Origin of the sequence: Streptomyces sp. CY-1, from assembly GCF_047218265.1 — a bacterium.
Taxonomy (GTDB): domain Bacteria; phylum Actinomycetota; class Actinomycetes; order Streptomycetales; family Streptomycetaceae; genus Streptomyces; species Streptomyces niphimycinicus.
The window spans coordinates 10,531,484-10,556,371 of the sequence record NZ_CP178393.1 but is presented as its reverse complement, the minus strand read 5'-3'; the positions used below and the strand labels follow the sequence as shown (position 1 = coordinate 10,556,371).

Here is a 24,888-nt window from a genome sequence, read left to right as displayed (position 1 = left end):
GGTCACGGTTCCGCAAAGCGGCAGCCTCCGCCCGAAGGCCCTGGGGCGGCCCCGAGCCCCCTACTCTGAGGGCATGGCGATCCAGGAACCGTCCGGCGCACCGAGCGCCCTGACCAGCAGCGCCCTCGCCGCGATCCGCCGCACCAGCGCCGTCGACACCGTTCGGGCCCGGATCTCCCTGGCGGTCGAACTGGGCCTGCTGGCGCCCGGTGAGCGGCTGCCCAATGTCCAGGCCACGGCGGCGGCGCTCGGGGTCGGCGAGATCACCGTCCGCCGGGCCTTCGGCACCCTGGAGCGCGAAGGCGTGGTCGAGCGGCGCCCGGGACGCACGGGCGGCACCTTCATCGCGGAGCGGCCCCGCCGCCGCACCGTGGCTCAGGTCGCCGCGTACCGGGAGGACAGCGAACGGGTCCACCGGCTGATCGACGAGCGCATCGTGCTGGAGGCCGGTTTCGCCCATCTGGCCGCCGAGCGGCTCGATCGGGACGGGCTCGACCGGCTCGATCAGTGCATCCGGGAGATGGACGCGGCCGAGAGCTGGGCCGAGTTCCACGCCGGCGACCAGCGGTTCCATCTGGCCCTCGCCGAGGGCGCCGGGCCGGCCGCCGCCCTGGGGATGTACCAGCGGGTCACCGGGGAGCTGTACGCGTACTTCCTGCCGTACCCGATGGACTATCTCCGCAGCAGCAACGAGCAGCACAAGGCCATCCGGGCCGCGCTCGGCGCACAGGACGCCACCGTGGCGGCCACTCTGCTCCGGGACCATGTCGCGGAACTCCACCACTCGATGTACGTCGGCCTCGCGGATGCCGCCGAGCGGGGCGACGACGGCTGACCGCGGCGCCGCCCGCGCGGCAGCCGGTGTCAGCGGCCGGTGGATCCGTCGATCTGCTCACGGAGGATGTCGGCGTGGCCCGCGTGCCGGCCGGTCTCCTCGATCATGTGCACCAGGACCCAGCGCATCGACGGTGCCGAACCCCGGCGCGGGGCTCGCGGAGCGGGGAGTGCCAGATCGGGGCAGGCGTCGATGACCCGGTTCGCCCGCTCGACGGTCTGTCGGTAGTCGGCGAGCACGCCGTCGACGGTGTCCTGCGCGGACGGCCGCATGGTCGCGGGCCAGTCGCCCGCGTCCTCACCGAGGAAGTAGAACCGCTCGACGAACGCCAGATGCCTGAGCAGTCCGAGAAGGCTGGTGCCCGAGGGCACTTGGCCCGTCCGGACCTGCGGTTCCGGTACGCCCGCGACCTTGTCCGCGACCGAGTTCCGCAGATAGTCCAGGAAGCCCCGCAGGGTGGCCTTCTCATCGGGGCCGGTCGCCGGAGGGCCGGTTTCCCTCGCCCGGGTCCGGGATCGCTGGGCACTGTTTCCTTGCATCGGGTCACTCCCCTGCGTCGTGAAGTCGGTCGGTTCAGGCGGCCATCGGGCGGTCGCGCCGCTGGACGAGCAGGACGTTGTCGATGACGGTGGCGGTCTCCCCAGCGGGTCCGGTGGCCTGGCGGCGGGGCATCTCGGCGCGCAGCACGGACCAGTGCGCGGGGTCGAGATCGAGCTCGGCGGCGATCTCGGTGGGCGTGGGGTAGTGGATGTCGGGGTCCTGGTTCCACGACCAGGGGGCGGTGGAGCCGTGGTCGACGATCAGCAGCAGACCGTCGGGGCGCAGCGCATGTGCGGCGGTGCGCAGGACTCGGCCGCGGGGGAACGCGAACGGGGTGTGGAAGTACTGGGCGGAGACCAGATCGAACTGGCCGGCCGGGAAGCTGCTTGCCAGATCGTGCTGTTCGGTGACGACCCGGCCCGCGATGCCAAGATCGCGGGCGCGCTCCCGCACCCGTTCGACGGCCGTGGTGGAGATGTCCACGGCGGTGACATGCCAGCCCTGCTGGGCCAGCCAGATGGTGTCGCCGCCCGGGCCGCAGCCCAGATCCAGGGCGACGCCGGGGCACAGCGGTGCGGCGGTCTCGGCGAGCAGCGGGTTGACATGGGCGTCCCAGGCGCGCCGGGTGCCGTAGTGCCGCTCCCAGAACTGCTCGGCGTCCGCGTCCGCCGTGCCCTGCTCCCCGGGGTCGGCAGTGAGCCGTCGGCCTTGCGTGGAATCCATCTGAGTCGCCCCTTCGTCGGCCGGCGTGCCGAGCGTGACCGGATACGCGCCTTCGGCGCCGGTGATGTACCGACAGCCTCGGCGCCACCATTTCGCTCTTGCAAGAAAAGTTGCGGATCCGCATCATCGGGGCATGGACAACCTGGACAACCCCGCGGAGGACGTGCTGGCCGGAGTGGGGCCGCGGCTGCGTGCCCTGCGCCGGGCGCGAAGTGCCACGCTGGCGGCGCTGGCGAAGGAGACCGGCCTCACGGCGAGCACTCTGTCCCGGCTCGAGAACGGCAAACTCCGGCCCACGCTGGAGCAGTTGCTGCCGCTGGCCCGGGCGCACGGCGTCCCGCTCGACGATCTCGTCGCGGCGCCGCCCACCGGCGACCCGCGTATCCACTTGCGGCCGGTGCGTCGCTCCGGGCTGGTGATGGTGCCGTTGACCAGGCGGGCCGGTGGTATCCAGGCGTACAAGGTGATCTATCCGCCCGCCGACCGGTCACCCACGATGAAGCTCCAGACCCACGAGGGATACGAGTGGTTCTACGTCCTCGACGGACACGTCGGATTCGTGCTCGGCGAGCGGGAGTTCCGGCTCGGAGCCGGGGAGGCGGCGGAGTTCGACACCCGCATACCGCACTGGATCGGCAGTGCCGAGGGCCGGTCCGCGGAGGTGCTCACCCTGTTCGGCCCGCAGGGAGAGCGCGCGCACCTGGCACCGGCCGGGCACTGACCGTCCGGGAGCCGCCTGTGGCTGACCCCACAGATCACATGGTGAGATCAGGGTCCAGTTTTTGAAATCCGGACCATATCCTCGTTTCCATGTCCGCACCCGCCCGTCCGCTGTGTCTCGCGCTGTTCGCGAACTCGGCGTGGTGCGTCGACGACGGCCTCTGTCGCCACTGAGCCGGAACCAGCCGGTTTCCCCACCGCGCGCCGCCGCCCGGCGCCGCGCCGCCCGGCCGGGCCCTCCCGCCCAGCGTGATGCCCCCCTTTCGAACGTCTCCGGAGTCCGCACGTGACCACCGTCCCGCCCGCCGAGGCAGCGAAGACCGCCGCGCTGTTGTCCCCCTCACCCACCTCCGTGCCCCGGCCGGAGGCGCCCGCCGCGCCGCCGGTGCGCCGGGTGCCGCTCGCCGTGTCCGGGCTGCTCGGCGCGGCACTGACCGCGTATGTGTGGTCCGCCCACGGGGCCAAGCCCGGCGTTCTGCTGCTGCTCGGCCTCGCCCTGGGAATCGCCCTCTTCCACTCCCGCTTCGGCTTCACCTCCGCCTGGCGGCAGTTGGTCGCCGTCGGCAACGGCACCGGACTGCGCGCCCACACCCTGCTGCTCGGCACCACGGCCACGCTGTTCGCCCTGCTCATCGGCACCAAGACCGGGCTGTTCGGGTCCGTACCGGCGCCCTCGGGCGGACCGCTGGGCTTCGGGCTGCTGATCGGCTCGTTCGTCTTCGCCGTCGGCATGCAGCTCGGTGGGGCCTGCGCCTCCGGCACCCTCTTCGCGGTCGGCTCGGGGCAGTCGTCGATCGTGCTCACGCTCGGCGGCTTCATCGGCGGTGCGACCCTGGCCGCCTGGCAGTTCGACCTGTGGAAGGACCTGCCGTCGCTGGAGCCGGTGGTCATGGCGGACCACATCGGCTGGTTCGGCTCCTGGGCGGTGACGATCGTCGTGCTCGCCGCCATCGCCTTGATCAGCCGCAGCGTCCAGGCCCGCCGCAACCCGCCGCCGATCGGTCCGGTGCCCTCAGCGCGCGGTGCCGCCGCCCGTGTTCTGCGCGGCTCCTGGCCGCTGGCGGTCGGCGCCCTGGCGCTGGCCGTACTGGGCGCGGGGGTGCTGCTCGTCTCGGGCGGCGCCTGGGGCGTCACCAGTGCCTTCAGCCTGTGGGGGTCGGAGCTGGTACGAGCGCTCGGCGGCCACCCGGAGAGCTGGAGCTGGTGGCAGCAGCCCGGAAACAAGGAGATGCTCGCCGGGCCGGTGCTCGCCGACAAGACCAGTCTCACCGACATCGGCATCATGATCGGCGCGGCCGTCGCCGCGGCGCTCGGCGGCACCTGGACCCTGCACCGCGGCGTGCCGTGGCGGACGGCGACCGCGGCGGTGCTCGGCGGGGTGCTGATGGGCATCGGTGCCCGGCTGGCGGGCGGCTGCAACATCGGCGCCTACCTCGCGGGCATCGCCTCCGGCAGCCTGCACGGCTGGGTCTGGGGCGGCTTCGCCCTCCTCGGCACCTGGGCCGGGCTGAAGCTGCGGCCGCTGTTCGGGCTCGGGAACCCGAAGCCGGGCGACGGCGTCTGCTGACCGAGACGGACCCCTCCCTGGCCGGAAATGGTTTATGTTCGGGGGTCGTTCATGCGTCCGCCACGTAAATGATCCATCGTCAGGGCGGTGTGCCGGTCCACCGACCGGCCCCGCCGCTGACCGAAGGGTTGCTCACGATGGTCCCGTTCCATGCCGCTCCGCCGCGCCGCACCCGCCGGGTCGTCCACGCCGCCGCGCTGGCGCTGGTGGCCGGCGCCATGACGCTGTCCGCGCTCCCGGCCTCCGCGGTGGCCGGGAAGGCGGACTACGGCACGCCGACCATCAAACCGGCCACCTCGTACCTGTCCGGCGCCGTCGGCGCCACCGGCGACCCGACGGTGACCGTGAAGGTCGGCCAGAGCGGCGCCGACGCGGACGCGCTCACCGTGTCCGCCACCGCCACCACCCACGGCTCGGTCGCCGGGACCGGGGACGTCACGGTGACCGGCACCGGCGCCACCCGTGAGGTGGCCGTACGGGCCCGCGGCAAGGGCTACACCGACCTCACCCTCAAGGTGAACGGCCTCGGCGGCAAGAGCGCCACCACCACCCTGCACTACGCGGCCTCCGGCACCGTGGGCAACGCCGCCGACACCCGCTACCCGACCGGCTCCAGCGACTCCTCCGCCGCCGTGGACGTCGGCGACGGCTACATGGTCGTCGCCGACGACGAGTCCAACGTCCTGCGCCTGTACCGCCGCGACGCGTCCGGCGCGCCGGTGCGCACCTGGGACGTCAGCTCCGACCTCGATGTCGACAAGGAGATCGACATCGAGGCCGCGGCCCGCGTCGGCGACACCATCTACTGGACCGGCTCGCTGGGCAACAACAAGGACGGCGAGCCGAAGGAGGACCGCTTCACCCTCTTCACCACCACCGTCTCCGGTTCCGGCGCCGACACCGAGCTCGAGGTCGACGGCTCGTACCGGGGCCTGCGCGAGGACCTGGTGGACTGGGACAAGGCCAACGGCGACCGGCTCGGCTTCGCCAAGGGCACCGCGGACGGCCAGGCGCCCAAGCAGATCGACGGATTCAACGTCGAGGGCCTGGAGTTCGCGCCCGGCTCCGGCTCCACCGCGTACATCGGCTTCCGGGCGCCGCTGGTGCCGCCCGCCGACGGCGGCAAGGCGCTGCTGGTCCCGGTCACCAATGCCGACGAGCTGGCCCGGTCCGGCAGCGACAGGGACACCCACGCCACCTTCGGCGACCCGATCACCCTCGACCTCGGCGGCCTGAGCGTGCGCGACATCCGCCGCAACGACAAGGGCCAGTACCTGATCGTGGCGGGATCCTGGGCCGCCGAGGACAACAGCGCCCCGTACGCGCTCTACTCCTGGGACGGCGTCCCCGGACACCAGCCGGTCAAGCGGCTCGACCTGCCGACGGCCGACCCGGGCGGCTGGGAGGTCGTGGTGGACGTGCCCGACCTCACGGCCCCCGGCGCCCGGGCCCAGGTCATCACCGACAGCGGCTCGGCCGACCTGTATGGGGACGGCACCGAGGCCAAGGACCTGGAGCACGACGAGTGGAAGAAGTCCCGGTCGGTCAGCTTCCCCCTGAACCCCTGACCCCCTGCCCTCTGAACCTCTCTCTGGGCCTCTGACCCGGACGGTGGCTACGCGAGGCCCCGGGCTGCACGGTCACCAAAAGGTTCCCTGGTCACCGAAAAGTGCGTTCTTCCATGTCAGCGGCCACTCTCTTACGGTTTCCGGGTAACCAAGAGAGAGCACACCCCCGTGGGCTCCACTGAAGCGAGCCCACGGGCTCCCATGACGAGAAGGCAGGCAGCATGGCCATCACCCTGGTAAACCCCAGCGGATTGCCGGAGATCGAGGTGTACCGGCAGGTGTCGATCGCGACCGGGTCGCGGCTGGTCCATATCGCCGGGCAGGTCGCCTGGGATGCCAATGGGGCCACGGTCGGCGAAGGTGACCTCGCCGCTCAGGTCGAGCGGTGCTACCTCAACATCGGCATCGCTCTGGCCGAGATCGGCGGCTCCTTCGACGATGTGGCGAAGCTGACCGTCTACGTCGTCGACTGGACGCCCGACAAGATGCCCCTGTTCCTGGAGGGGGCCGCCCGGGCCGCCGCGAAGCTGGGGGTCACTCCGGTCCCGCCGGGGACGCTGCTGGGGGTCGCGGCGCTGGACATCCCCGAGCATCTGGTCGAGATCGAGGCCACCGCGGTCCTCGACTGACCTGGCCGTGCGGTGGCCCCGCAGGAGGCGGGGCCACCGCACGGTCCGAGTGAGCCCCCGATCAAGCCGATCAGCCGTCGAAGCGGCGGCGGGAGTCCTCGATATGGCCGAGGTAGGTGTGGGTCCAGCCGCACATGCCGTCGACCGTCGCGCGCAGGGCCCGGCCCGCCTCGGTGAGGGTGTACTCGACCCGGGGCGGCACGGTGGGGTGGACCTTCCGCTCGACCAGGCCGTTGCGCTCCAGCATGCGCAGGTTCTGGGTGAGCATCTTGTGGCTGATGCCCTCGACCTCGTTCCGCAACTCACTGAAGCGCAGGGTGCGTTCCCCGAGGAACTCGATGATCAGGAATGCCCACTTGTTGGCGACATCCGCGAAGATCTCCCGCGCCAAGGAGTCCGCGCGCATCAGATCGGCGTCCTCGGGCGAGCCGGTGTATCGCTTGGTGCCCATGGGGCCACTCTCCTACAGGTCCCGAGTCACCACAAGAGAGCACAGAGGCGGAGGACCGGCCCCGGCACACCCACGGCCCTCGGATCAGGTGAGCCGGTCGGCCAGGAACGGCAGCAGGACATCGGCCACCTCGTCCGGCACCTCCTCGGCGAGGTCATGTCCGGCCCGGAAGACATGACCGGTGACATCGTGGGCGAGCAGCCGCATCTGGGTCTCGTTACGGTCGCCGATGAACGCGTCGCCGCCGAGCGCCAGCACCGGAATGTCCAGCATCGTGCGCGCCGCCTGCCGGTTCTGCTCGGCGTCCACGAGCATCGCCCGGTAGATCGCCAGCATCGAGCGGATACCGCCGGGCATGGAGTAACAGCGCACATACTCCTCGATCGCGTCGGCGGTGGCGGTGTCGGGGTAGCTGCGCTCGTCCTTCAGCATGTGGGTGATGAGTTCGCGCTCATGCCCGCTGATCAGCATCTCGGGTACGTCCGGCTGGAAATAGAAGCCCAGATGCCATAGGAACATCCCGCCCGAGACATTCTCGTGGGTCAGGGCGGCGTGGTCCTCGAAGCCGAAGCCGGGCAGCAGCGCCTCGGCGAACACCAGGGCCTCGACGTGATCACGGTGGCGGGCGGCGAGCTGATAGGCGACCACCGCTCCCCAGTCCTCCCCCATCGCGGTGTAGGACTCATGCCCGAGGTGGGCCATCAGCGCGGCGATGTCGTCGCTCATGGTGGCGCAGTCGTATCCGTCCGCGGGATGGGCCGAGTCGCCCAGACCACGGAGGTCCGGTACGACGACGGTGTGCCGTGCCGTCAGCTTCGGGACCAGGTGGCGCCAGTGGTATCCGGTCTTGGGCACACCGTGCAGCAGGACAACCACCGGACCGGAGCCGGCCGTTCGGTAATGGAGCTTGGTGCCGCCCACGGCGGCGCGGCCGGTGCGGACAGGTTCTCCACGATGGTCGAAAAGCATGACCCCTCCATGGTTCGGGACTGATTAGTCTTGAATTAGTGCAAACACAAGACACCCAGGGACATGGGTGTCTTCCCGCGTCGGCGCGGTGGCGGATCGCCGCCGTCACTCGGTGACGGCGGCCTCCGGGGAGGTCAGCATCGCCATGACGGTGTCGACCGTGGTGGTGATGCGGTCGCGCTGACCCTCGCCCGCGCACGACAGCACCTTCAGGCCGCTGTTGAGCGAGGCCAGCATGGTCGCGGCCGCACTCGGATCGACGCCGGGCGCCAGTTCGCCCTGCGCGCGGGCCCTCAGCAGCGCACCGAAGAGCGCGGTCTCGAGGCGGCTTCGGTTGCCCTCGAGCCGCCGCGAGATCTCGGGGTCGGAATCCCCGTGCTCCACCGTGGCGTTGACCGCGAAGCAGCCCTGGGGCGTACCCGGTTTCGGGGCCGCCGCGCTGGTCTCCAGCAGGTCCCGGACGGCATCCAGGGCGGACGCACGCGACGCCAGGATGTCGGCCGCACTCGGCGCGGCGACGCCGGAGAGGAAGCGGTCGAGCGCGGCCAGATACAGTCCGCGCTTGGACCCGAAGGTCCCGTACAGACTCGCCCGCGCGATTCCCAGGCCCTCCACCAGATCGCTGGTGGACGTCCCCTCATAGCCATTGCGCCAGAACAGCCGCATCGCGGCGTCCAGCGCGACCTCGGGGTCGAATTCCTTCCTCCGTGCCATACCGGCACACTAGCCTTTCGAGATCGATCAGTCAATTTAAAGAGGGGATGGTGCCACGGACGGCGTCCGACCGGCTGGGCGCTGCCCGAGGGCAGCGCCTCCATCAGACGGCGGACGACGATCCGGGGCCGACTGTGGCCGGGGGCGGAGCGGCCGTCACCGCCGCGCCCGGCGAGCGCTCCTCTGACGGACGCGCGGGCGCATCGCCTTGCGGGCGTCGATGGCCAGGACCTCGAAGTTCTCCCCGGTGCTGTTCACCCGGCCGAAGAGGTTGTCCGGGCCCGAGATGCAGATCTTGGTGATGCCGCGGCCCCGCATCGTCTCCACCATGTCCGGCCAGCGGATCGGGCAGTTGAAGGTGTCGAGCAGCATGGTGCGCACCCCCTCCGCGTCGGTCAGCAGCGCGCCGTTCTGGTCGGAGACGACCGGCAGCTTGGGGTCGGCCAGCTCGAAGCCGCCGAAGACCTCCTCCTCCGCCTTGCGGCGCAGATCGCCGAACGAGGGGGCGTGTACGGGCGGCCACATGGTGTACATGTTGTAGCCGCCGAGGTCGCCGATCCGCTTCTTGAACCGGTCGAGCACGGGCTCGCGCAGGGACACGAGGTAGAAGCCCCGGTCGATATAGCCGGAGACGTCGTGCCACTCCCCCTCGTCGTCCAGTTCGCCCAGCGCCTTGTGCAGGCTCTCCTCGGGGGTGTGGATCACGCAGTGCGTGACCGCCTCACGGTGCTCCTGCCCGAAGTACTCCTCCTCGCAGCGGGCCAGCTCCGCGGTGAGCCGTACGGTCTCCTCGAACGGCAGGGACCCCGCGTAGGTCACCGCGGCCCGCTGGCCGAAGCTCGGTCCGGCACACAGCTCGGGCTTCTCTCCCAGCGTCTCCTCCGCCCAGTCGGCGAGGGAGAGACAGACGGTCAGGAAGGCGATCTGGGTATGGGCGGCGTACTGCCCCTCCTCGTCGCCGTCCGACTGGCGGTACCGGTCGAAGACGGAGTACCCCACCACTTCGTCGGCGATCGCGAGCCGGCGCCGGGCATGGGGGTTGGTCAGCAGGAACTCGCCCACGTCGGTGAAGCGGAAGGGGCCCATCCCGGGGAAGACGAACGCCGTGCGGCCCGGCTGTGACTCCGCCTGGGACTCGGAGGTCTGGGGCTCGGGGCTCTGGGACTCGGGGCTCTGGGACTCGGGGCTTTGGGACTCGGGGGTCTGGGACTCGGGGGTCTGTGGCTCTGTCATGCCTTCGCTCCGGGTGCCAGGTCGAGGGCGAGCTGCTCGAGTTGTCGCTTGTCGGGCTTGCCGTTGCGGTTCAGGGGGAATCGCTCCAGGACATGAATGCGGTTGGGGTGCTCGAAGGCGGGCAGCAGGTCGCCGATCGGCTCCCGCCAGAACCGCGACTCCCGCTGCTGCTCGTCCTCCACGAAGAACACCAACTGGCAGCCGCGCTGCTCGTCGGGGACGGGCACGACCTTGACCAGACAGCCGCCCGCGGCCAGCTTGTGCTCGATGATCTCGGGGTAGAGCGTGTGACCGTTGCGGTGCACCGCGGACTTCCGGCCGAGGACGAAGAGGTTGTCCCCGCCGTCGAGATAGCCGAAGTCGCCGGTGGGGTACCAGTCGGTCTTGTCCGGGTCGACGGGGGCCACCGTGCCGTCGACCGCCAGGTAGCCCTCCATCAGGTCGGGCGAGTGGACCTGGATCTCCCCTACCTCGCCCGAGGGGAGGGCGGTGCCCTCGTCGTCCACGATCCGCAGCTTCAGGCCCTGGACGGCCCGCCCGCAGGCGACGACGTTGTCCTCGGTCGCGAAGGCCACGTTTCCGGCCTCGGTGCTGCCGTAGCTGTCCAGCAGGGGCAGCCCGAACTTCTTGACGTAGTCGCCGACCAGGCCGGGGTCCAGCGGGGCGGCCCCGCTACAGAACATCCGGACACCGGACAGCTCGTCCGCCAGGGCGGGCTTACGGCCCATCATGTTGAGCATGCTGCGGTAGCTGGCCGGGGTGGCGTCGACCACCGTCGCCCCGCAGGTGCCCGCCATGGTCATCGCCCGGTCCAGACGCCGGTAGGGCGCGATGACCAGCGAGCACTTGACCAGCCAGGCGATGAGCACCATGGACAGCCCGTACTGGTGGGAGAAGGGCAGCAGCGGCAGCAGGACGTCGTCGGAGCGGTGGCCCACCTGCTCGGCGTTGCGCTCCAGGTTCTTCAGGAACTTCGCCCCGGTCTTGACGACGCCCTTGGGCTCCCCGGTGGACCCGGAGGACCACATGATCAGGCCGTCGGGCAGCTCGCACCAGGTGTCGAGGGACAGCCGCCGCTCGGCGGGGGACTGCTCCATGCCCGCCACGAGCAGTTCGTAGACGGTGACCCGGGCCGGGCCGCTCTCGGGCATCGGGGTGTCGTCGTCGACCACGCATATCTTGACACCGGCCCGGTCACAGATGCGCTGTGTCGCCTCCGCCCGCTCCTGGTGGTCGACCATGACGATCGACGCGCCGACGTGCATCAGGGCGAGGAGGGCCGCCACATAACCGGCGGAGTTGCCCGCCTTCAGCATGACCCGGGTGCCATCGCTGACGCCACGCTCGCGGAGCGCGTCGGCGATGCCCAGGGCCCGCTGCTCGAACTCGGGAAGCGTGTACACCGCTTCCGTCGTAAAGAGCTTTGCGGTCATCGGGTTTCACTGTGCCTTTCTTCTTCTTGAAGCTCTTGGGGTGAGGAACACCCGCGGCGAGGGCGGACGTTGGGCGAGAGTCCGAGTCCCCCCGGAAACCTCCGGGGGCACTCGGACTTCATCAGGAGTCGAGATCTCCGAGCATCATGTCGATCAGGTCGTCGTCGTCCATCGCGTCGATGGAGTCCGTCTCCTTCTCCTCGGTGTCCTTCTCGGCCTGGTCCTTGCCGCTCGCCAGCTCCGTGAGCGTGTCCAGCAGACCGGCGCGGCGCAGCCGCTCCAGCGGAATCGACGCCAGAACGGCACGGATCCTGGCCTCTTCCGGATCGACGTCCGGTTCGGCCGGGCCGTCCGTCGCCACCCGGCTGCGCAGGTACTCGGCGAGCGCCGCGGGCGTGGGGTTGTCGAAGATCAGCGTGGAGGGGAGGCGGAGTCCGGTGGCCGAGTTCAGCCGGTTACGGAACTCCACGCCCGCCAGTGAGTCGAACCCGAGGTTCTGGAACGAGCGGTCGGGCTCGATGGACTGGGCTCCGCTGTGCCCCAGCACCATCGCCGCACTGCCGCGCACCAGGTCCAGCAGCGCACGGTCGAGTTCGGCTCCGGAGAGACCGGCCAGCTTCACCCGGGCCGATTCGGGAGCGGCCGCCTTGCCGTCGGCCGCCGCCTTGCTCCGCACCCGGACCACACCACGCAGCAGGGTGGGGATGTCGGCCTGGCCGCTGAGCGCCGCGGTCTCCAGCCGCATCGGCACCAGCAGGGCGTCCTCGCCCGTCCGGCCTGCGTCCAGCAGCCGCAGACCGCCCGCCATGGACAGGGCCGCCATGCCCTCGCGCGCCATGCGCACCATGTCCGCCTGGCTGAGCGTGCCGGTCATGCCGCCGCCCTGCTCCCACGGACCCCAGGCCAGCGATACGGCGGGGAGGCCGAGGGTGCGCCGGTGTGCGGCGAGCGCGTCCAGGAACGCGTTGGCCGCGGCGTAGTTGCCCTGTCCCGGGCTGCCGAACACACCGGCGACGGACGAGAACATCACGAACTGAGCCAGGTCCAGATGGCGGGTCAGCTCATGCAGATTCCACGCCGCGTCGACCTTCGGCTCGAAGACCGCGTCGATGCGCTTCGGCGACAGGGTGTCGATGACACCGTCGTCGAGTACGCCCGCCGCGTGCACGACCGCGGTCAGCGGGTGCTCGGCGGGCACCGCGGACAGCACCCGCTCCAGCGAGGCGCGGTCGGCCACGTCGCAGGCCGCCAGCGTCACCGACGCGCCCGCCTCGGCCAGTTCGGCCTTGAGCTCGGCGGCGCCCGCCGCGTCCGGCCCGCGCCGGGAGACCAGCACCAGGTTGCGCACTCCGTGCTCGGCCACCAGATGGCGCGCCACTTCGCTGCCCAGGCCGCCGGTGCCACCGGTCACCAGCACCGAACCCTCGGGGTCGAGGCCGTGGGACATGGTGAACACGTTCTTGCCGATGTGCCGGGCCTGGCTGATGTGCCGGATCGCGTCCGGGGCCCGGCGCACGTCCCACGCCGTCAGCGGGAGGGGGTGCAGCGCACCGCTGTCGAAGAGGGCGACCAGTTCGACCAGCATCCGCTGGACCCAGTCGTAGTCGGCGACGACCAGGTCGTACGCCTCGTACTTCACCCCGGGGTGCTCGGCGGCGACGACCTCGGGGTCGCGCACGTCGATCTTGCCCATCTCCAGGAAGCGCCCGCCCCTGGGCATCAGCCGCAGGGAGGCGTCGACGAACTCGCGGGCGAGCGAGTCCAGGACCATGTCCATGCCCCGGCCGCCGGTCGCCTCCATGAAGCGCCGCTCGAACTCCAGGTCACGCGACGAGGCGATGTGCTTCTCGTCGAATCCCATCGCCCGCAGGGTGTCCCACTTGCCGGGGCTGGCCGTGGCGTACACCTCGGCGCCGAGGTGGCGCGCGAGTTGCGTGGCCGCCATGCCCACCCCGCCAGTGGCGGTGTGCACGAGGATGGACTCGCCCGGCTGAAGCTTGCCGAGTTCCACCAGGCCGATGTAGGCGGTCAGGAAGACCACCGGCACCGACGCGCCCTGCGCGAACGTCCAGCCGCGCGGCATGGGGACGATCTGCCGCCGGTCGGCGATCGCGATGGGCCCGAACGATGCGTTGATCATGCCCATGACCCGGTCACCGGGTGCCAGGTCGGTGACTCCCGGGCCGACCTCCAGGACCACACCGGCGCCCTCGCCGCCCATGGTGGCGTGGTCGTCGGGGTACATGCCGATGGCGATCAGCGCGTCCCGGAAGTTCAGACCGGCGGCGCGCACCGCGATCCGGACGTACCCGGGAGCCAGCGGCGCCTCCGCCGACGGGTCGGGCTGGAGCGAGAGGTTGTCCAGCGTGCCTCCGCCGCTGGTGCCCAGCTTCCACGCGGAGGTGCCGGCGGGGGCCTCGAGCACCCGCCCGGCGGCGTTCCTGGCGAGCCGGGGAATCAGCCCCTGGCCCACGCGAACGGCCACCTCGCGCTCGCCCGCCGCGATGGCGGCCGTCACCAAGCCTGCGGCAGCGGTGGCCGACTCGGCGTGGCGGTCGACGTCCACCAGCACGAGCCGGCCCGGGTTCTCGGTGGCCGCCGAGCGCACCAGTCCCCACACGGCGGCATTGGACAGTCCGGCGAGGCCCTCGCCCGCACCGGTCGCGACCGCGTCGCTGGTCACCACCACCAGCCGGGAGCCCTCGAACCGGTCCTCCGCCAGCCAGGACTGCACCAGGGCCAGCGCCCGGTGAGTCGACTTCCGCGCGGCCTCGGCGAGGTCCCCGGCGTCCGGCCCGGCGGGCGTGGCGCCGCACCAGGCCCAGACCACGTCCGGCAGCGCGGCGCCCTCGTCGATGGCGGCGACGAGCGCGTCCGTCCCTTCGTACTCGGCGTACTCGACGCCGGCGGCGGCGAGCAGCTCGCCCGCCCGCGCCCGGTCGGCGCCGATGACCGCCGCGGACACACCGTCCACGCTCAGGCCGGCGCCCCGCGCGGCGGGGAAGACATCCCAGTTGGCCCGGAACAGCGTTCCGTCGCCGCCGGTGGAGCGCGGACCGGAGGCGAACCGCTCGGGCGCCACCTCGCGCACCACCAGCGACTCCACCGAGGCCACGGGCTCACCCGTGGCGTCGGTCACCAGCAGTGCGACCGTGTCCTTGCCCTGCGGGCGCAGCCGCACCCGCACCCGTCCGGCGCCCACCGCGTGCAGGGTCACCCCGGTGAAGGAGAACGGCAGCGTCACGCGCCCGCTCTCGCCGCCGAAGTCGCCCATCTCCATGGCGTGCAGGGCGGCGTCGAGCAGGGCGGGGTGCAGGCCGAACCGTCCGGCTTCCTGGGCCGCCGAGTCCGGCAGCGCCACCTCGGCGAAGACATCGCCGTCCAGCCGCCAGACCGACTCCAGACCCTGGAAGACCGGCCCGTATCCGTAACCGACCTGGGCCAGGCCCTCGTAGAAGCCCTCCATCGGCACCTGCTCGGCGCCCGGGACGGGCCACTGGAGCAGGCTGTCGGTGACCGCGGCGCCGCTGTCCGCCTCGAGGACACCCTGGGCGTGGCGCACCCACTCCTCGCCCGGCTCGTCGCTGTCGGAGCGCGAGTACACGCCGAGCGGCCGTACCCCGGACTCGTCCGTGGGGCCGACCACGAGCTGGATGCGGACGCCGCCCTGCTCCGGCAGGAGCAGCGGGGTCTCGAGGGTGAGTTCGCCGAGCCGCCCGGCCCCGGTCTCGGTGCCCGCGAGCAGGCCCAGTTCCACGAATCCGGTGCCGGGGAAGAGCACTCCGCCGGCCACGGCGTGGTCGGCGAGCCACGGGTGCGTCTGAATGGAGAGGCGCCCCGTCAGCACGGTGCGCTCGCCGTCGGCCAGTTCGGTGAGGCCGCCGAGCAGCGGGTGGTCCACCCGGCCGAGTCCGACGCTGCGGGCGTCGCCGGTCACGGCGCCGCCCGCCTCGAGCCAGTACCGCTTGTGCTGGAAGGCGTAGGTCGGCAGGCCGACCCGGCGGGCGCCGCGCCCCGCGTACACCGCGTCCCAGTCCACGCCGACGCCGTTGGCGTACAGCGTGGCGACGGCCTCCGCAAGCGTCTGCGCTTCGGCGCGCCCGGACCGGGCCAGGGGCACGAACGCCGCGTCGGCGTCGATGGCGTCCAGGCAGTCCTGGCCCATCGCGGTCAGCACGGCGTCGGGGCCGAGCTCCACGCAGGTCGTCACTCCCTGGGCCGCGAGGGAGCGCATGCCGTCGTCGAAGCGGACGGCTTCGCGCACATGGCGGACCCAGTACTCGGCGGTGGCCAGTTCTGCGCCGGCGACATCGCCGGTGACGTTGGAGATGACCGGGATGGCCGGGGCCGAGTACGACAGGCAGTCGGCGAGCTGGCGGAACTCCTCCAGCATGGCGTCCATCCGGGGCGAGTGGAACGCGTGGCTCACCCGCAGCCGCTTGGTCTTGCGGCCCTGTGCCTCCCACTGGCCGGCGAGTTCGAGCACCGCGTCCTCGTCGCCCGAGAGCACCACCGAGGTGGGACCGTTGAGCGCCGCCAGCGACACCTGCTCCTCGCGGCCCTTCAGGCTCTCCAGGACCTCCTGCTCGGACGCCTGGACGGCCACCATGGCGCCGCCCTCGGGCAGTTCCTGCATCAGCCGCCCACGGGCCGCCACCAGGGCGCACGCGTCCTCCAGGGACAGCACCCCGGCGACGTGTGCGGCCGCGATCTCGCCCACCGAGTGCCCCATCAGGAAGTCGGGGCGCACGCCCCAGGACTCCAGCAGGCGGAACAGGGCCACCTCGAAGGCGAACAGCCCGGCCTGGGTGAACATCGTCTGGTTCAGCTCGTCACCGGAGGCGCTCGCGGCGTCGGCGGCGTCGTCCTCGGGGCCGAAGACCACGTCGAGCACGGAGGTGCCGAGGCGGACCTCCAGATAGTCGCACGCCTCGTCGAATACGTCGGCGAACAGCGGGTAGGTCTCGTAGAGTTCGCGGCCCATGCCCATCCGCTGGGCGCCCTGGCCGGTGAACAGGAACGCCACCCGCTGTGCCGTGGACCTGCCGAGCACCAGGCCCGGCGCGTCGGTGTCCTCGGCGAGCGCGGCGAGTCCCCGCAGCAGCCCGTCCCGGTCGGAGGCCACCACCACGGCCCGCTGTTCGAGCGCGGCACGCGTCACGGCGGACGACCATCCGACGTCGACCGGGTTCACGTCGCGGTCGCGCACCACATGCTCGCGCAGCCGCGCGGCCTGCGCCCGCAGCGCCTCCTCGCTCCTGGCGGACACCAGCCACGAGATGGGCTGGGACGCCGTCTCCTCGATGTCGGCGTCGTCGCTCGCGGAGACGGGCTCCTGCGGCGGGGCCTGCTCGATGATGGCGTGTGCGTTGGTGCCGCTCATGCCGAACGAGGAGATACCGGCACGGCGCGGCCGCCCGTCCTGCGGCCACGCGCGCTGCTCGGCGAGGAGCGCGACGCCGCCCGAGGACCAGTCCACGTGCGGGGTCGGCACCTCCACATGCAGGGTCTTGGGCATGATGCCGTGGCGCATGGCCATCACCATCTTGATGACGGCACCCGCACCGGCCGCCGCCTGGGTGTGGCCGATGTTCGACTTGAGGGACCCCAGCCAGACCGGCTGCCCCTCGGGGCGGCTCTCGCCGTAGGTGGCCATCAGCGCCTGCGCCTCGATGGGGTCACCGAGCGAGGTGCCGGTGCCGTGCGCCTCGATCACGTCGATCTGGTCCGCGGTCAGCTCGGCGTTGGCCAGTGCCTGCCGGATGACGCGCTGCTGGGAGCGCCCGTTGGGGGCGGTCAGACCGTTGGAGGCGCCGTCCTGGTTGACGGCGGTGCCACGCACGATGGCCAGCACCTCGTGGCCGTTGCGCCGGGCGTCCGAGAGCCGCTCGACCAGCAGGACGCCGACGCCCTCGGCCCACGACGTGCCGTCGGCCTCGGCGCCGAACGCCTTGCAGCGCCCGTTGGAGGAGAGTCCGCGCTGGCGGCTGAAGAGGATGAAGTCACCCGGGGTGGGCATCGTGGCGACACCGGTGGCGAGCGCCAGATCGCACTCGCCCTGGCGCAGCGAGTGCGCCGCCTGGTGCAGGGAGACCAGCGACGAGGAGCACGCGGTGTCCACGGTCCACGCCGGGCCCTCGAAGCCGAAGGTGTAGGCGATGCGCCCGGAGGCGACGCTGCCCGCGATGCCGGTCAGCGCATAGCCCTCGAGGCCGCTCTTGGTGCTCTGGAGGTGGGGTCCGTAGTCGTGGTGTTCCGCGCCGGTGAAGACGGCGGTCCGGCTCCCCCGCAGCTTGGTGACATCGATACCGGCCCGCTCGAAGACCTCCCAGCTCGTCTCCAGCAGCAGCCGCTGCTGCGGGTCCATGGCCAGCGCCTCGCGCGGCGATATGCCGAAGAACTCCGCGTCGAACTCGGGGGCGTCGTGGATGAACCCGCCCTCGGTGGCGTAGCTGGTGCCGGGCTGGTCCGGGTCCGGGCTGTAGAGCGCCTCCAGGTCCCAGCCACGGTCGGTGGGGAACGGGGTGATGGCGTCCACGCCCTCGGAGACGACCTTCCACAGGTCCTCGGGGCTGTTGACGCCGCCGGGGAAGCGGCAGCTCATCCCGACGATCGCGATGGGGTCGTCCGAGCCCACGACGGCACGCGCGGGAGCGGTGTCGTCCCCGGCCACGGGGAAGATCTTCCGGTGGAGGTGGTCCACCAGCTCACTGGGCGTCGGATAGTCGTAGGCGAGCGACACATCGAGGGTGAGCCCGGTGGCGGCGACCAGCCCGCGGTGCAGATTGACCGCCGCGAGCGAGTCCAGCCCCAGGTCGAGGAACGAGCTCTCCGCGTCGAGGGTGCGCGGTGACTCGGACCGCAGCGCCGCGGCGACGTGTGCGTGTACCAGGTCGAACAGGACCCTGCGCTGTTCGAGATCCGGCAGTTCCCGGAAATCCGGTGTGAGTGAAGGAAGTTCGCCCTGGCTCTCGCCGCAATCCGGCCCAGCCTGGATTCCGGACTCGCCTGAGTCGCTGGACCCGCGCAACATGCTGCTCACCTATCTCCTGCTTCGTGGAAAAACCTTGTGGCAAAGCTGTGTGCCGCACTGAGCGCGGCATCGGCGTGGGCGCCCGCCCGGCATTCATCGGTGCCGGGCGGGCACTTGGCCGTTAGAGGTTGGCCACCCAGTCCTCGACGGCCTGGGCGGTGGAGTCCGCGTGCTTCTCCATCATGGTGAAGTGATTTCCGGGCACGTCGGCGACGGAGTCGGCGGGCCAGTCCGCCTGCCAGCTCCGCTCCGAGGAGTCCGGGTCCGTCTGCACCACCTTCTCGGTCGCGCGGACGTGGAGACTGGGGACCGAGATCTCCGGCGGCTTCCACCCCTCCATCAGATGCGCGTACCAGCCCATGGCGGACATCCGGACACCCTCCATGGAGACGAGCTCGTCCCGCTCGTACATTTCGTCCAGCCAGGCATCCGCGGCATCACCGAGCCTCGTGGTGTCCGGAAGGTAGGTGTCCAGCAGGACGACTCCGGCGGCCGGTGTGCCCTGGTTCTCCAGAGCGGCGGCCACCGAGTGGGCGAGAATTCCGCCGGCCGAGGAGCCGCACAGCACGACCGGGGCGCCCTCGGCGTACTCGGCGACGATCCGCGCCTGCAAGCGGAACAACGTGTCCAGGTTGGCCGGAAGGCTCTCGCCCTGGACGGACCCCACGGTGCCGAGGGCCGCCACGTCCCGATTGCCACGGAACAGCCCGGCGAACCGCGCGTACTGGTGCACGCCGCCCAGAGCGACATGGGAGGAGAAGCACATCAGCCGGGGCCGCCCGGGGCCCCGGGAGAGCCGCGCGGGCCTGATGTTCCCCTCGAAGTCGGCCGGGTCCTCGAAGGTGGGGCGGAGCCGCGCCGCGTTCATCAGCAGATCCATGGCGATCTGGTGCTTGCCCTGCTGCGCCGCCTGCCGGTAGAGAGAGCCCAGGGTGTCGGGCGCGTCCGCCTGCGGCGCCGCGGGAACGGGCTCGGTCACGGGCGCGGCGACCGGAGCGGCCGGGCCGGACTGCTCCTGGACCTGGCGGCCGGCGGGGCTGGGCGCGGCCTCGGCCGCGAGCCGGGGCCGCACATGGGCCACCATGTCGCCGGGGCTCGGGTAGTCGAAGACGACAGTGGTGTTCAGCCGGAGGCCGGTGATGGCGGCGAGCTGGTTACGGAATTCGACCGCCGTAAGGGAGTTGAAGCCCATCTCCAGGAACTCGTGGCCAGGGTCGATGTCATTGTGCGACGCGAACCCGAGCACCGCGGCGGCGACCGTACGCACCAGTTCGAGCAGCACCTCGTCCGTCTCGGCCTGCGACAGCCCGGCCAGCCGCTGCCGCAACTGGGTGGGCTGGTCCACCTCGGAGCCCGCCGTCCGAGCCGCCCGGCGCACGGGTGCGTCCGGGACGACGGAACGGAACACGGTGGGCATCGCGGCGCCCTGGGCGCGCAGCGCGGCCATGTCCAGCCGGACGGTCATCACCACGGCCGCATCGGAGCTGACACCCGCGTCGAAGAGCTCCAGGCCCTGCTCGGCGGAGAGCGGCACCAGACCGGTGGGCGCCACCTCGGCCCCACCGGGCGGGGTCACGCCGCTGTCCTCGGCCCACCGGCCCCACGCCAGCGAGACACCGGGCAGTTCCTGAGCGCGACGCAATGACGCGAGGCCGTCCAGGAACACATTCGCCGCGGCGTAGTTGCTCTGCCCGGCCGCGCCGAGCAGACCCGCGGCCGAGGAGAACAGCACAAACGCCGACAGGTCCATGCCCGCGGTCAGCTCATGCAGATTCCAGGCCGCGTCCACCTTCGCCCGCAGCACCGCGGTGGCCTGTTCGCGTGTCAGCGATGCGAACAGCCCGTCGTCGAGCACCTCGTCCGCATGCACCACGGCGCTCAGCGCGAGCTCGTCGGGCAGCTCTGCCAACACCGCGGCGAGCGCTTCCCGGTCCGCCGCGTCACAGGCCGTGACCAGCACCTCGGCGCCCGCGGCCGCCAGTTCGGCCCGCAACGCGGCCGCGCCGTCGGTCTCCGCGCCACCACGAGAGAGCAGCACGAGCTTCTTGACACCGTGCCGGGCCACCAGGTGCCGGGCCACCAGACCGCCCGGACCGCCCGTGCCCTCCGTCACCAGCACGGCGCCGGAACCGAACACCTCCGACTCGGAAGCGTCACCCGCGGACAGCGAGCGGGCCAGACGCGGCAGGCGGACCTCGCCCGAACGCACCACCACCTGCTCCTCACGAGTGGCCACCACCCCCGCGAGAAGTGCCACCGCACGCTCGACATCATCCGTGTCGACAAGCACCAGCCGTCCCGGGTGCTCCGCCTGCGCCGACCGCACCAAACCCCAGGCGGCCGCACCCGCCAGGTCCCGCACACCATCGCCGGTGTCAACGGCACCTTGGGTCAGCACCACCAGCGGAGTGCCCGCGAACCGGTCGTCCGCCAACCACGACTGAACGGTCTCCAGCACCTCACCGACCCGGGTGTGGACCTGGTCCACCACGGCGGGGCCGTCCGAGGACACCGGCAGGACCACCATTCCGGGCATGCTCGTGCCCGCCGCCACGGTGTCACTCAGCGCCGCGGTGTCCGTGTACACGTCGGCGGGGAAGAAACCCGCCGCCTCCAGAGCGTCGCCCACGCCAAGGCGGTCGTTGAGCAGCGTCGCCCACCAGCCGGGTGCCACGCCCTCGGCGGGCTTCGCGGCGCCCGCTGTCCACTCCATGCGCAACAACCCGTCGCCAGGCGTGCGGCCCACGTTCTGCAACGCCGCGGCCTGCACGGGCCGGAGAACGAGGGATTCGACGGAGGCCACCGGGTGGCCGGAGGTGTCGGCGATGGCCAGCGACACGGCCTGCCGGCCGTCCGGGATGATCCGGACTCGCAGCGCTTGGGCGCCGACGGCGTCCAGGGAGAATCCCCGCCACGAGAACGGCATCAGATTCCCCGCACTGGGCGCGTCATCACCTCCGCGCAGCGCGTTGTTGGCGCCGATGGCCTGGAGGGCCGCGTCGAACAGGGCCGGGTGCAGACCGAAGTACTTCGCGATGCCGCGCTGCTCCTCGGGCAGTTCGACATCGGCGAACACCGCGTCGCCGCGCTTCCAGGCGCGCCGCAGCCCGCGGTACGCGGGACCGTAGTGCAGCCCAAACTCCTCGGCGTGCTCGTAGCCGCCGGAGACATCGACGGGCTTGGCCCCGGAGGGCGGCCACTTCACGAAGTCGAAGGAGGCCGCCGGGGCGGGCGGTGTGAGCACACCCTGAGCGTGCCGCACCCACGGCTGCTCGAGGTCGGCCTCGCCGTCGGCCGGCTCCATCCGTGAGTACACGCCGACGTCGCGATGGCCCGCGGCGTCGGGCTCTCCCACCTCGACCTGGATCTGCACCCCGCCACGCTCGGGTATCGCCAAGGGCGCCTCCAGCACCAGCTCCTCGACGCGGCCGCACCCGACCTGGTCCCCCGCTTGTGCGGCCATCTCCGGGAAGGCCGTCCCGGGCACCAGCGCCACGCCCTGCACCGCGTGGTCGGCGAGCCAGGGGTGGGTGGCCAGCGACAGCCGCCCGCTGAGCAGCACTCCGCCGCCGCCCGCCGGTGAGACCGCGGCGCTCAGCAGGGGATGCGCCACGGGGTTGAGGCCCATCGATCCCACGTCGCCGAAGGCCGCCGTCGAGTCCAGCCAATAGCGCTGGCGCTGGAAGGCGTAGGTCGGCAGATCGACCCGGCGGGCACCCTGGCTCTCGAACACCTTTCGCCAATCGACACCGACGCCGCTGACGTGCAGCTCGGCGGCGGAGGTCAGGAACCGCTCGGGCCCGCCCTCGTCCGTCCGCAGCGTCCCCACGACCACGGCCCGCGCCTCGGCTGCCTCCACCGTCCGCCGCACCGGCAGGGTGAGCACCGGATGCGGGCTCACCTCGATCAACACGGTGTGCCCCGCATCGAGCAAACGACGCGTCGTGGACTCCAGTTCCACGGTCTGCCGCAGGTTGCGGTACCAGTACTCGGCGTCCAGACCGGCGGTGTCCACCAGCTCACCGGAGACCGTCGAGTAGAACGGCACCTCGGAAGAGCGCGGCGCGATATCCGCCAGAACCTTCAGCAGTTCCTCACGGATCTCCTCCACGTGGGCGGAGTGCGAGGCGTGGTCCACCGGGACGCGATGAACCTGGACCTCCGCACCCTCCAGCCGCGCGACCATCTCGTCCAGCGCGCCCGGGTCACCGGAGACCACGACCGACTCGGGGCCATCGACCGCAGCGACCGAGATCGCGCCATCCCAGGCGGCGATACGCTCCTTGGCCTGGTCGACCGGAAGCCCGACCGACACCATGCCACCACGGCCCGCAAGGCCCCTCGCGATCGCCTGCGACCGCAGGGCCACCACCTTGGCGGCGTCCTCCAGCGAGAGCGCGCCCGCCACACACGCCGCGGCGATCTCACCCTGACCGTGTCCCATCACGGCGTCCGGCTCGACACCCACCGAACGCCACAGTTTCGCCAGCGACACCATCACCGCGAAGAGCACCGGCTGGACGACATCCACCCGGTCGAAACCGGGAGCACCGTCAACCCCGCGCAGCACATCCGTCAGCGACCAGTCCACATGAGCCGACAGCGCCGACTCACACTCACCGATCGCCTCCGCGAACACCGGCGAGGACTCCAGCAAGTCCACCGCCATACCGGCCCACTGCGCCCCCTGACCCGGGAACACGAAGGCCGTCCTACGCCCCTTCGCCGCCCGCCCCATGACCACGCCCTGGGGCAGCTCGCCTTGGTCCGGCTCGCCCTGGGCCACGGCCCGCAGGCCGCGCAGCAGGCTCTCGCGGTCCTCGCCGATCACCGCGGCGCGGTGCTCGAACGCCGATCGGGACACCGCCAGGGAGTAGCCGATGTCCGCTACGGACCCCGCCGCGGAATCGTCGCCCTCCACCATCTGGGCGTACAGCCGCTCGGCCTGCGCCCGCAGCGCGGCCTCGCCCTTGCCGGAGAGCAGCCATGGCACGACGGAGGAGACGAGGGGGCGGGGAGCGTCGGTCCCGGAACCGGCCGGCTCCGGCTCCTCGGCTTCGGTGGCCTGCTCGATGATGGTGTGCGCGTTGGTGCCGCTGATGCCGAAGGAGGAGATCCCGGCCCGGCGGGGCCGGCCCGTCTCCGGCCAGGGCCGGGCCTCGGTCAGCAGCTCCACGGCCCCCGCCGACCAGTCCACATGCGGGGTCGGCTCGTCCACATGCAGCGTCTTCGGCAGGACGCCGTGCCGCATGGCCATCACCATCTTGATGACACCCGCGACACCCGCCGCCGCCTGTGAGTGCCCGATGTTGGACTTGATGGAGCCCAGCCACAGCGGCCGGCCCTCGGGCCGGTCCTGGCCGTAGGACGCGATCAGCGCCTCCGCCTCGATCGGGTCGCCCAGTGAGGTGCCCGTGCCGAACGCCTCCACCACGTCGACCTCGTCCGGGGTGAGTCCCGCGCTGTCCAGCGCCTGACGGATCACCCTGCGCTGCGACCGGCCGTTGGGGGCGGTGAGGCCATTGCTGGCACCGTCCTGGTTCACCGCGGAGCCGCGCACCACCGCCAGTACGGGGTGGCCGTGGCGGCGGGCGTCGGACAGCCGCTCCACGAGCAGCACACCGACGCCCTCGGACCAGTTGGTGCCGTCCGCGGCCGCCGCGAAGGGCTTGCAGCGGCCGTCGGACGAGAGTCCTCCCGGCTGACGGCTGAACTCGGTGAACGCGCCAGGCCCTGCCATCACGGTGATGCCGCCGGCCAGGGCGAAGTCGCATTCGCCCTGGCGCAGCGCCTGTGCGGCCAGGTGCAGCGTCACCAGGGACGACGAGCACGCCGTGTCCACTGTCACCGCGGGGCCCTCGAGGCCGAGGACGTAGGAGACCCGGCCGGAGGTGACGGAGGTGAGCCGCCCCGTCACCAAATAGCCTTCGGCCTGTTCCGCCTCGATCGGGTCGGCCGCGCCGTATCCCTGGAAGGCGGCGCCCATGAACACGCCGCCGGAGGTGCCCTTGACGGACAGCGGGTCGATGCCCGCCCGTTCCAGGACCTCCCAGGACGCCTCCAGCAGCAGCCGCTGCTGGGGGTCCATCGCCAGCGCCTCTCGCGGGGAGATCCCGAAGAACACGGGGTCGAACATGGCGGCGTCGTGCAGGAACCCGCCCTCGTTCACGTAACCCGTGCCCTGACTGTCCGGGTTGTGCAGCTCCTCGTGCCAGCCGCGGTCCTTCGGGAACGGTGAGAGCCCGTCGGCGCCATCGGCGACCATGCGCCACAGCTCCTCCGGAGAGCTGACCCCGCCGGGGAAGCGGCAGCTCATCGCGACGATCGCGATGGGCTCCCGGTTCTTCTCCTCCACCTCCCGAAGGCGCAGACGGGTGCGATGCAGATCAGTCGTCACCTTGTTGAGGTAGTCGCGGAGCTTCGTCTCACTCACTGTTTGCCGTCACTTTCTTTACAGTCAGGTCAGAGGCGCT

The 24,888-nt window shown here is 71.6% G+C and carries 14 protein-coding genes; 5 read left to right on the top strand and 9 right to left on the bottom strand.

Translation table 11 applies throughout. The annotated features are described in order from the left end of the window. Positions 1–73: 73 nt before the first annotated feature. On the top strand, positions 74–835 hold the full coding sequence (locus tag ACK1X7_RS44585) for a FadR/GntR family transcriptional regulator (RefSeq protein ID WP_413116639.1): 762 nt from the start codon (positions 74–76) through the stop codon (positions 833–835). A 29-nt stretch (positions 836–864) separates the two neighbouring features. Here ACK1X7_RS44585 and ACK1X7_RS44580 read toward each other — a convergent pair whose 3' ends face one another. Both ACK1X7_RS44580 and ACK1X7_RS44575 read right to left on the bottom strand, forming a co-directional pair. Next, entirely contained in the window at positions 865–1,374 is a 510-nt protein-coding gene (locus ACK1X7_RS44580; RefSeq protein ID WP_385156004.1) for a DinB family protein, read from the bottom strand. A 34-nt stretch (positions 1,375–1,408) separates the two neighbouring features. Further along, a complete protein-coding gene (locus tag ACK1X7_RS44575; RefSeq protein ID WP_385156001.1) occupies positions 1,409–2,098 on the bottom strand; it encodes a class I SAM-dependent methyltransferase in 690 nt (229 codons plus the stop codon). Between the two features lie 133 nt (positions 2,099–2,231). On the opposite strand from ACK1X7_RS44575, the gene ACK1X7_RS44570 reads away from it, so the two are divergent. The 4 genes from ACK1X7_RS44570 to ACK1X7_RS44555 all read left to right on the top strand — a co-directional run bounded on the left by ACK1X7_RS44570 (position 2,232) and on the right by ACK1X7_RS44555 (position 6,582). After that, positions 2,232–2,819: a helix-turn-helix domain-containing protein gene (locus tag ACK1X7_RS44570; protein ID WP_385155998.1), complete on the top strand. Its 588-nt coding sequence runs from the start codon at positions 2,232–2,234 to the stop codon at positions 2,817–2,819. Positions 2,820–3,104: 285 nt separating this feature from the next. Beyond that, on the top strand, positions 3,105–4,385 hold the full coding sequence (locus ACK1X7_RS44565) for a YeeE/YedE family protein (RefSeq protein WP_390795004.1): 1,281 nt from the start codon (positions 3,105–3,107) through the stop codon (positions 4,383–4,385). Positions 4,386–4,522: 137 nt separating this feature from the next. Continuing rightward, positions 4,523–5,953, top strand: coding sequence for a hypothetical protein (locus ACK1X7_RS44560; RefSeq protein WP_385158455.1), 1,431 nt, complete (start codon positions 4,523–4,525; stop codon positions 5,951–5,953). 221 nt (positions 5,954–6,174) lie between these two features. Continuing rightward, a complete protein-coding gene (locus ACK1X7_RS44555) occupies positions 6,175–6,582 on the top strand; it encodes a RidA family protein (protein ID WP_385158451.1) in 408 nt (135 codons plus the stop codon). 70 nt (positions 6,583–6,652) lie between these two features. On the opposite strand, the gene ACK1X7_RS44550 is transcribed toward ACK1X7_RS44555, so the two are convergent. The 7 genes from ACK1X7_RS44550 to ACK1X7_RS44520 form a co-directional block, all read right to left on the bottom strand. Beyond that, positions 6,653–7,033 carry a winged helix-turn-helix transcriptional regulator gene (locus ACK1X7_RS44550; RefSeq protein ID WP_398159594.1) on the bottom strand — a complete coding sequence of 127 codons (381 nt, stop codon included), beginning with the start codon at positions 7,031–7,033 and terminating at the stop codon, positions 6,653–6,655. Positions 7,034–7,117: 84 nt separating this feature from the next. Next, positions 7,118–8,002: an alpha/beta fold hydrolase gene (locus ACK1X7_RS44545; protein ID WP_390795947.1), complete on the bottom strand. Its 885-nt coding sequence runs from the start codon at positions 8,000–8,002 to the stop codon at positions 7,118–7,120. A gap of 105 nt (positions 8,003–8,107) precedes the next feature. Then, positions 8,108–8,716, bottom strand: coding sequence for a TetR/AcrR family transcriptional regulator (locus tag ACK1X7_RS44540; RefSeq protein ID WP_390795948.1), 609 nt, complete (start codon positions 8,714–8,716; stop codon positions 8,108–8,110). 156 nt (positions 8,717–8,872) lie between these two features. After that, entirely contained in the window at positions 8,873–9,949 is a 1,077-nt protein-coding gene (locus ACK1X7_RS44535; RefSeq protein ID WP_413116638.1) for an ACP S-malonyltransferase, read from the bottom strand. After that, the gene (locus ACK1X7_RS44530) at positions 9,946–11,382 is read right to left on the bottom strand and encodes a class I adenylate-forming enzyme family protein (RefSeq protein WP_361505562.1); all 1,437 of its coding nucleotides are present in this window, start codon (positions 11,380–11,382) and stop codon (positions 9,946–9,948) included. Before ACK1X7_RS44530 ends, ACK1X7_RS44535 begins: the two co-directional genes overlap by 4 nt. Positions 11,383–11,503: 121 nt before the next feature. Next, positions 11,504–18,424 (bottom strand): SDR family NAD(P)-dependent oxidoreductase, encoded by a 6,921-nt coding sequence (locus ACK1X7_RS44525; protein ID WP_390795950.1) that lies wholly within the window; start codon positions 18,422–18,424, stop codon positions 11,504–11,506. Between the two features lie 112 nt (positions 18,425–18,536). Next, a complete protein-coding gene (locus ACK1X7_RS44520) occupies positions 18,537–24,848 on the bottom strand; it encodes a type I polyketide synthase (protein WP_413116637.1) in 6,312 nt (2,103 codons plus the stop codon). Positions 24,849–24,888 lie beyond the last annotated feature (40 nt).

Bases quoted from the DNA above. Each gene is read 5' to 3' on its own strand.
- ACK1X7_RS44585 (WP_413116639.1), top strand. From the start codon at position 74: ATGGCGATCCAGGAACCGTCCGGCGCACCGAGCGCCCTGACCAGCAGC.
- ACK1X7_RS44580 (WP_385156004.1), bottom strand. From the start codon at position 1,374: ATGCAAGGAAACAGTGCCCAGCGATCCCGGACCCGGGCGAGGGAAACC.
- ACK1X7_RS44575 (WP_385156001.1), bottom strand. From the start codon at position 2,098: ATGGATTCCACGCAAGGCCGACGGCTCACTGCCGACCCCGGGGAGCAG.
- ACK1X7_RS44570 (WP_385155998.1), top strand. From the start codon at position 2,232: ATGGACAACCTGGACAACCCCGCGGAGGACGTGCTGGCCGGAGTGGGG.
- ACK1X7_RS44560 (WP_385158455.1), top strand. From the start codon at position 4,523: ATGGTCCCGTTCCATGCCGCTCCGCCGCGCCGCACCCGCCGGGTCGTC.
- ACK1X7_RS44555 (WP_385158451.1), top strand. From the start codon at position 6,175: ATGGCCATCACCCTGGTAAACCCCAGCGGATTGCCGGAGATCGAGGTG.
- ACK1X7_RS44550 (WP_398159594.1), bottom strand. From the start codon at position 7,033: ATGGGCACCAAGCGATACACCGGCTCGCCCGAGGACGCCGATCTGATG.
- ACK1X7_RS44545 (WP_390795947.1), bottom strand. From the start codon at position 8,002: ATGCTTTTCGACCATCGTGGAGAACCTGTCCGCACCGGCCGCGCCGCC.
- ACK1X7_RS44540 (WP_390795948.1), bottom strand. From the start codon at position 8,716: ATGGCACGGAGGAAGGAATTCGACCCCGAGGTCGCGCTGGACGCCGCG.
- ACK1X7_RS44535 (WP_413116638.1), bottom strand. From the start codon at position 9,949: ATGACAGAGCCACAGACCCCCGAGTCCCAGACCCCCGAGTCCCAAAGC.
- ACK1X7_RS44530 (WP_361505562.1), bottom strand. From the start codon at position 11,382: ATGACCGCAAAGCTCTTTACGACGGAAGCGGTGTACACGCTTCCCGAG.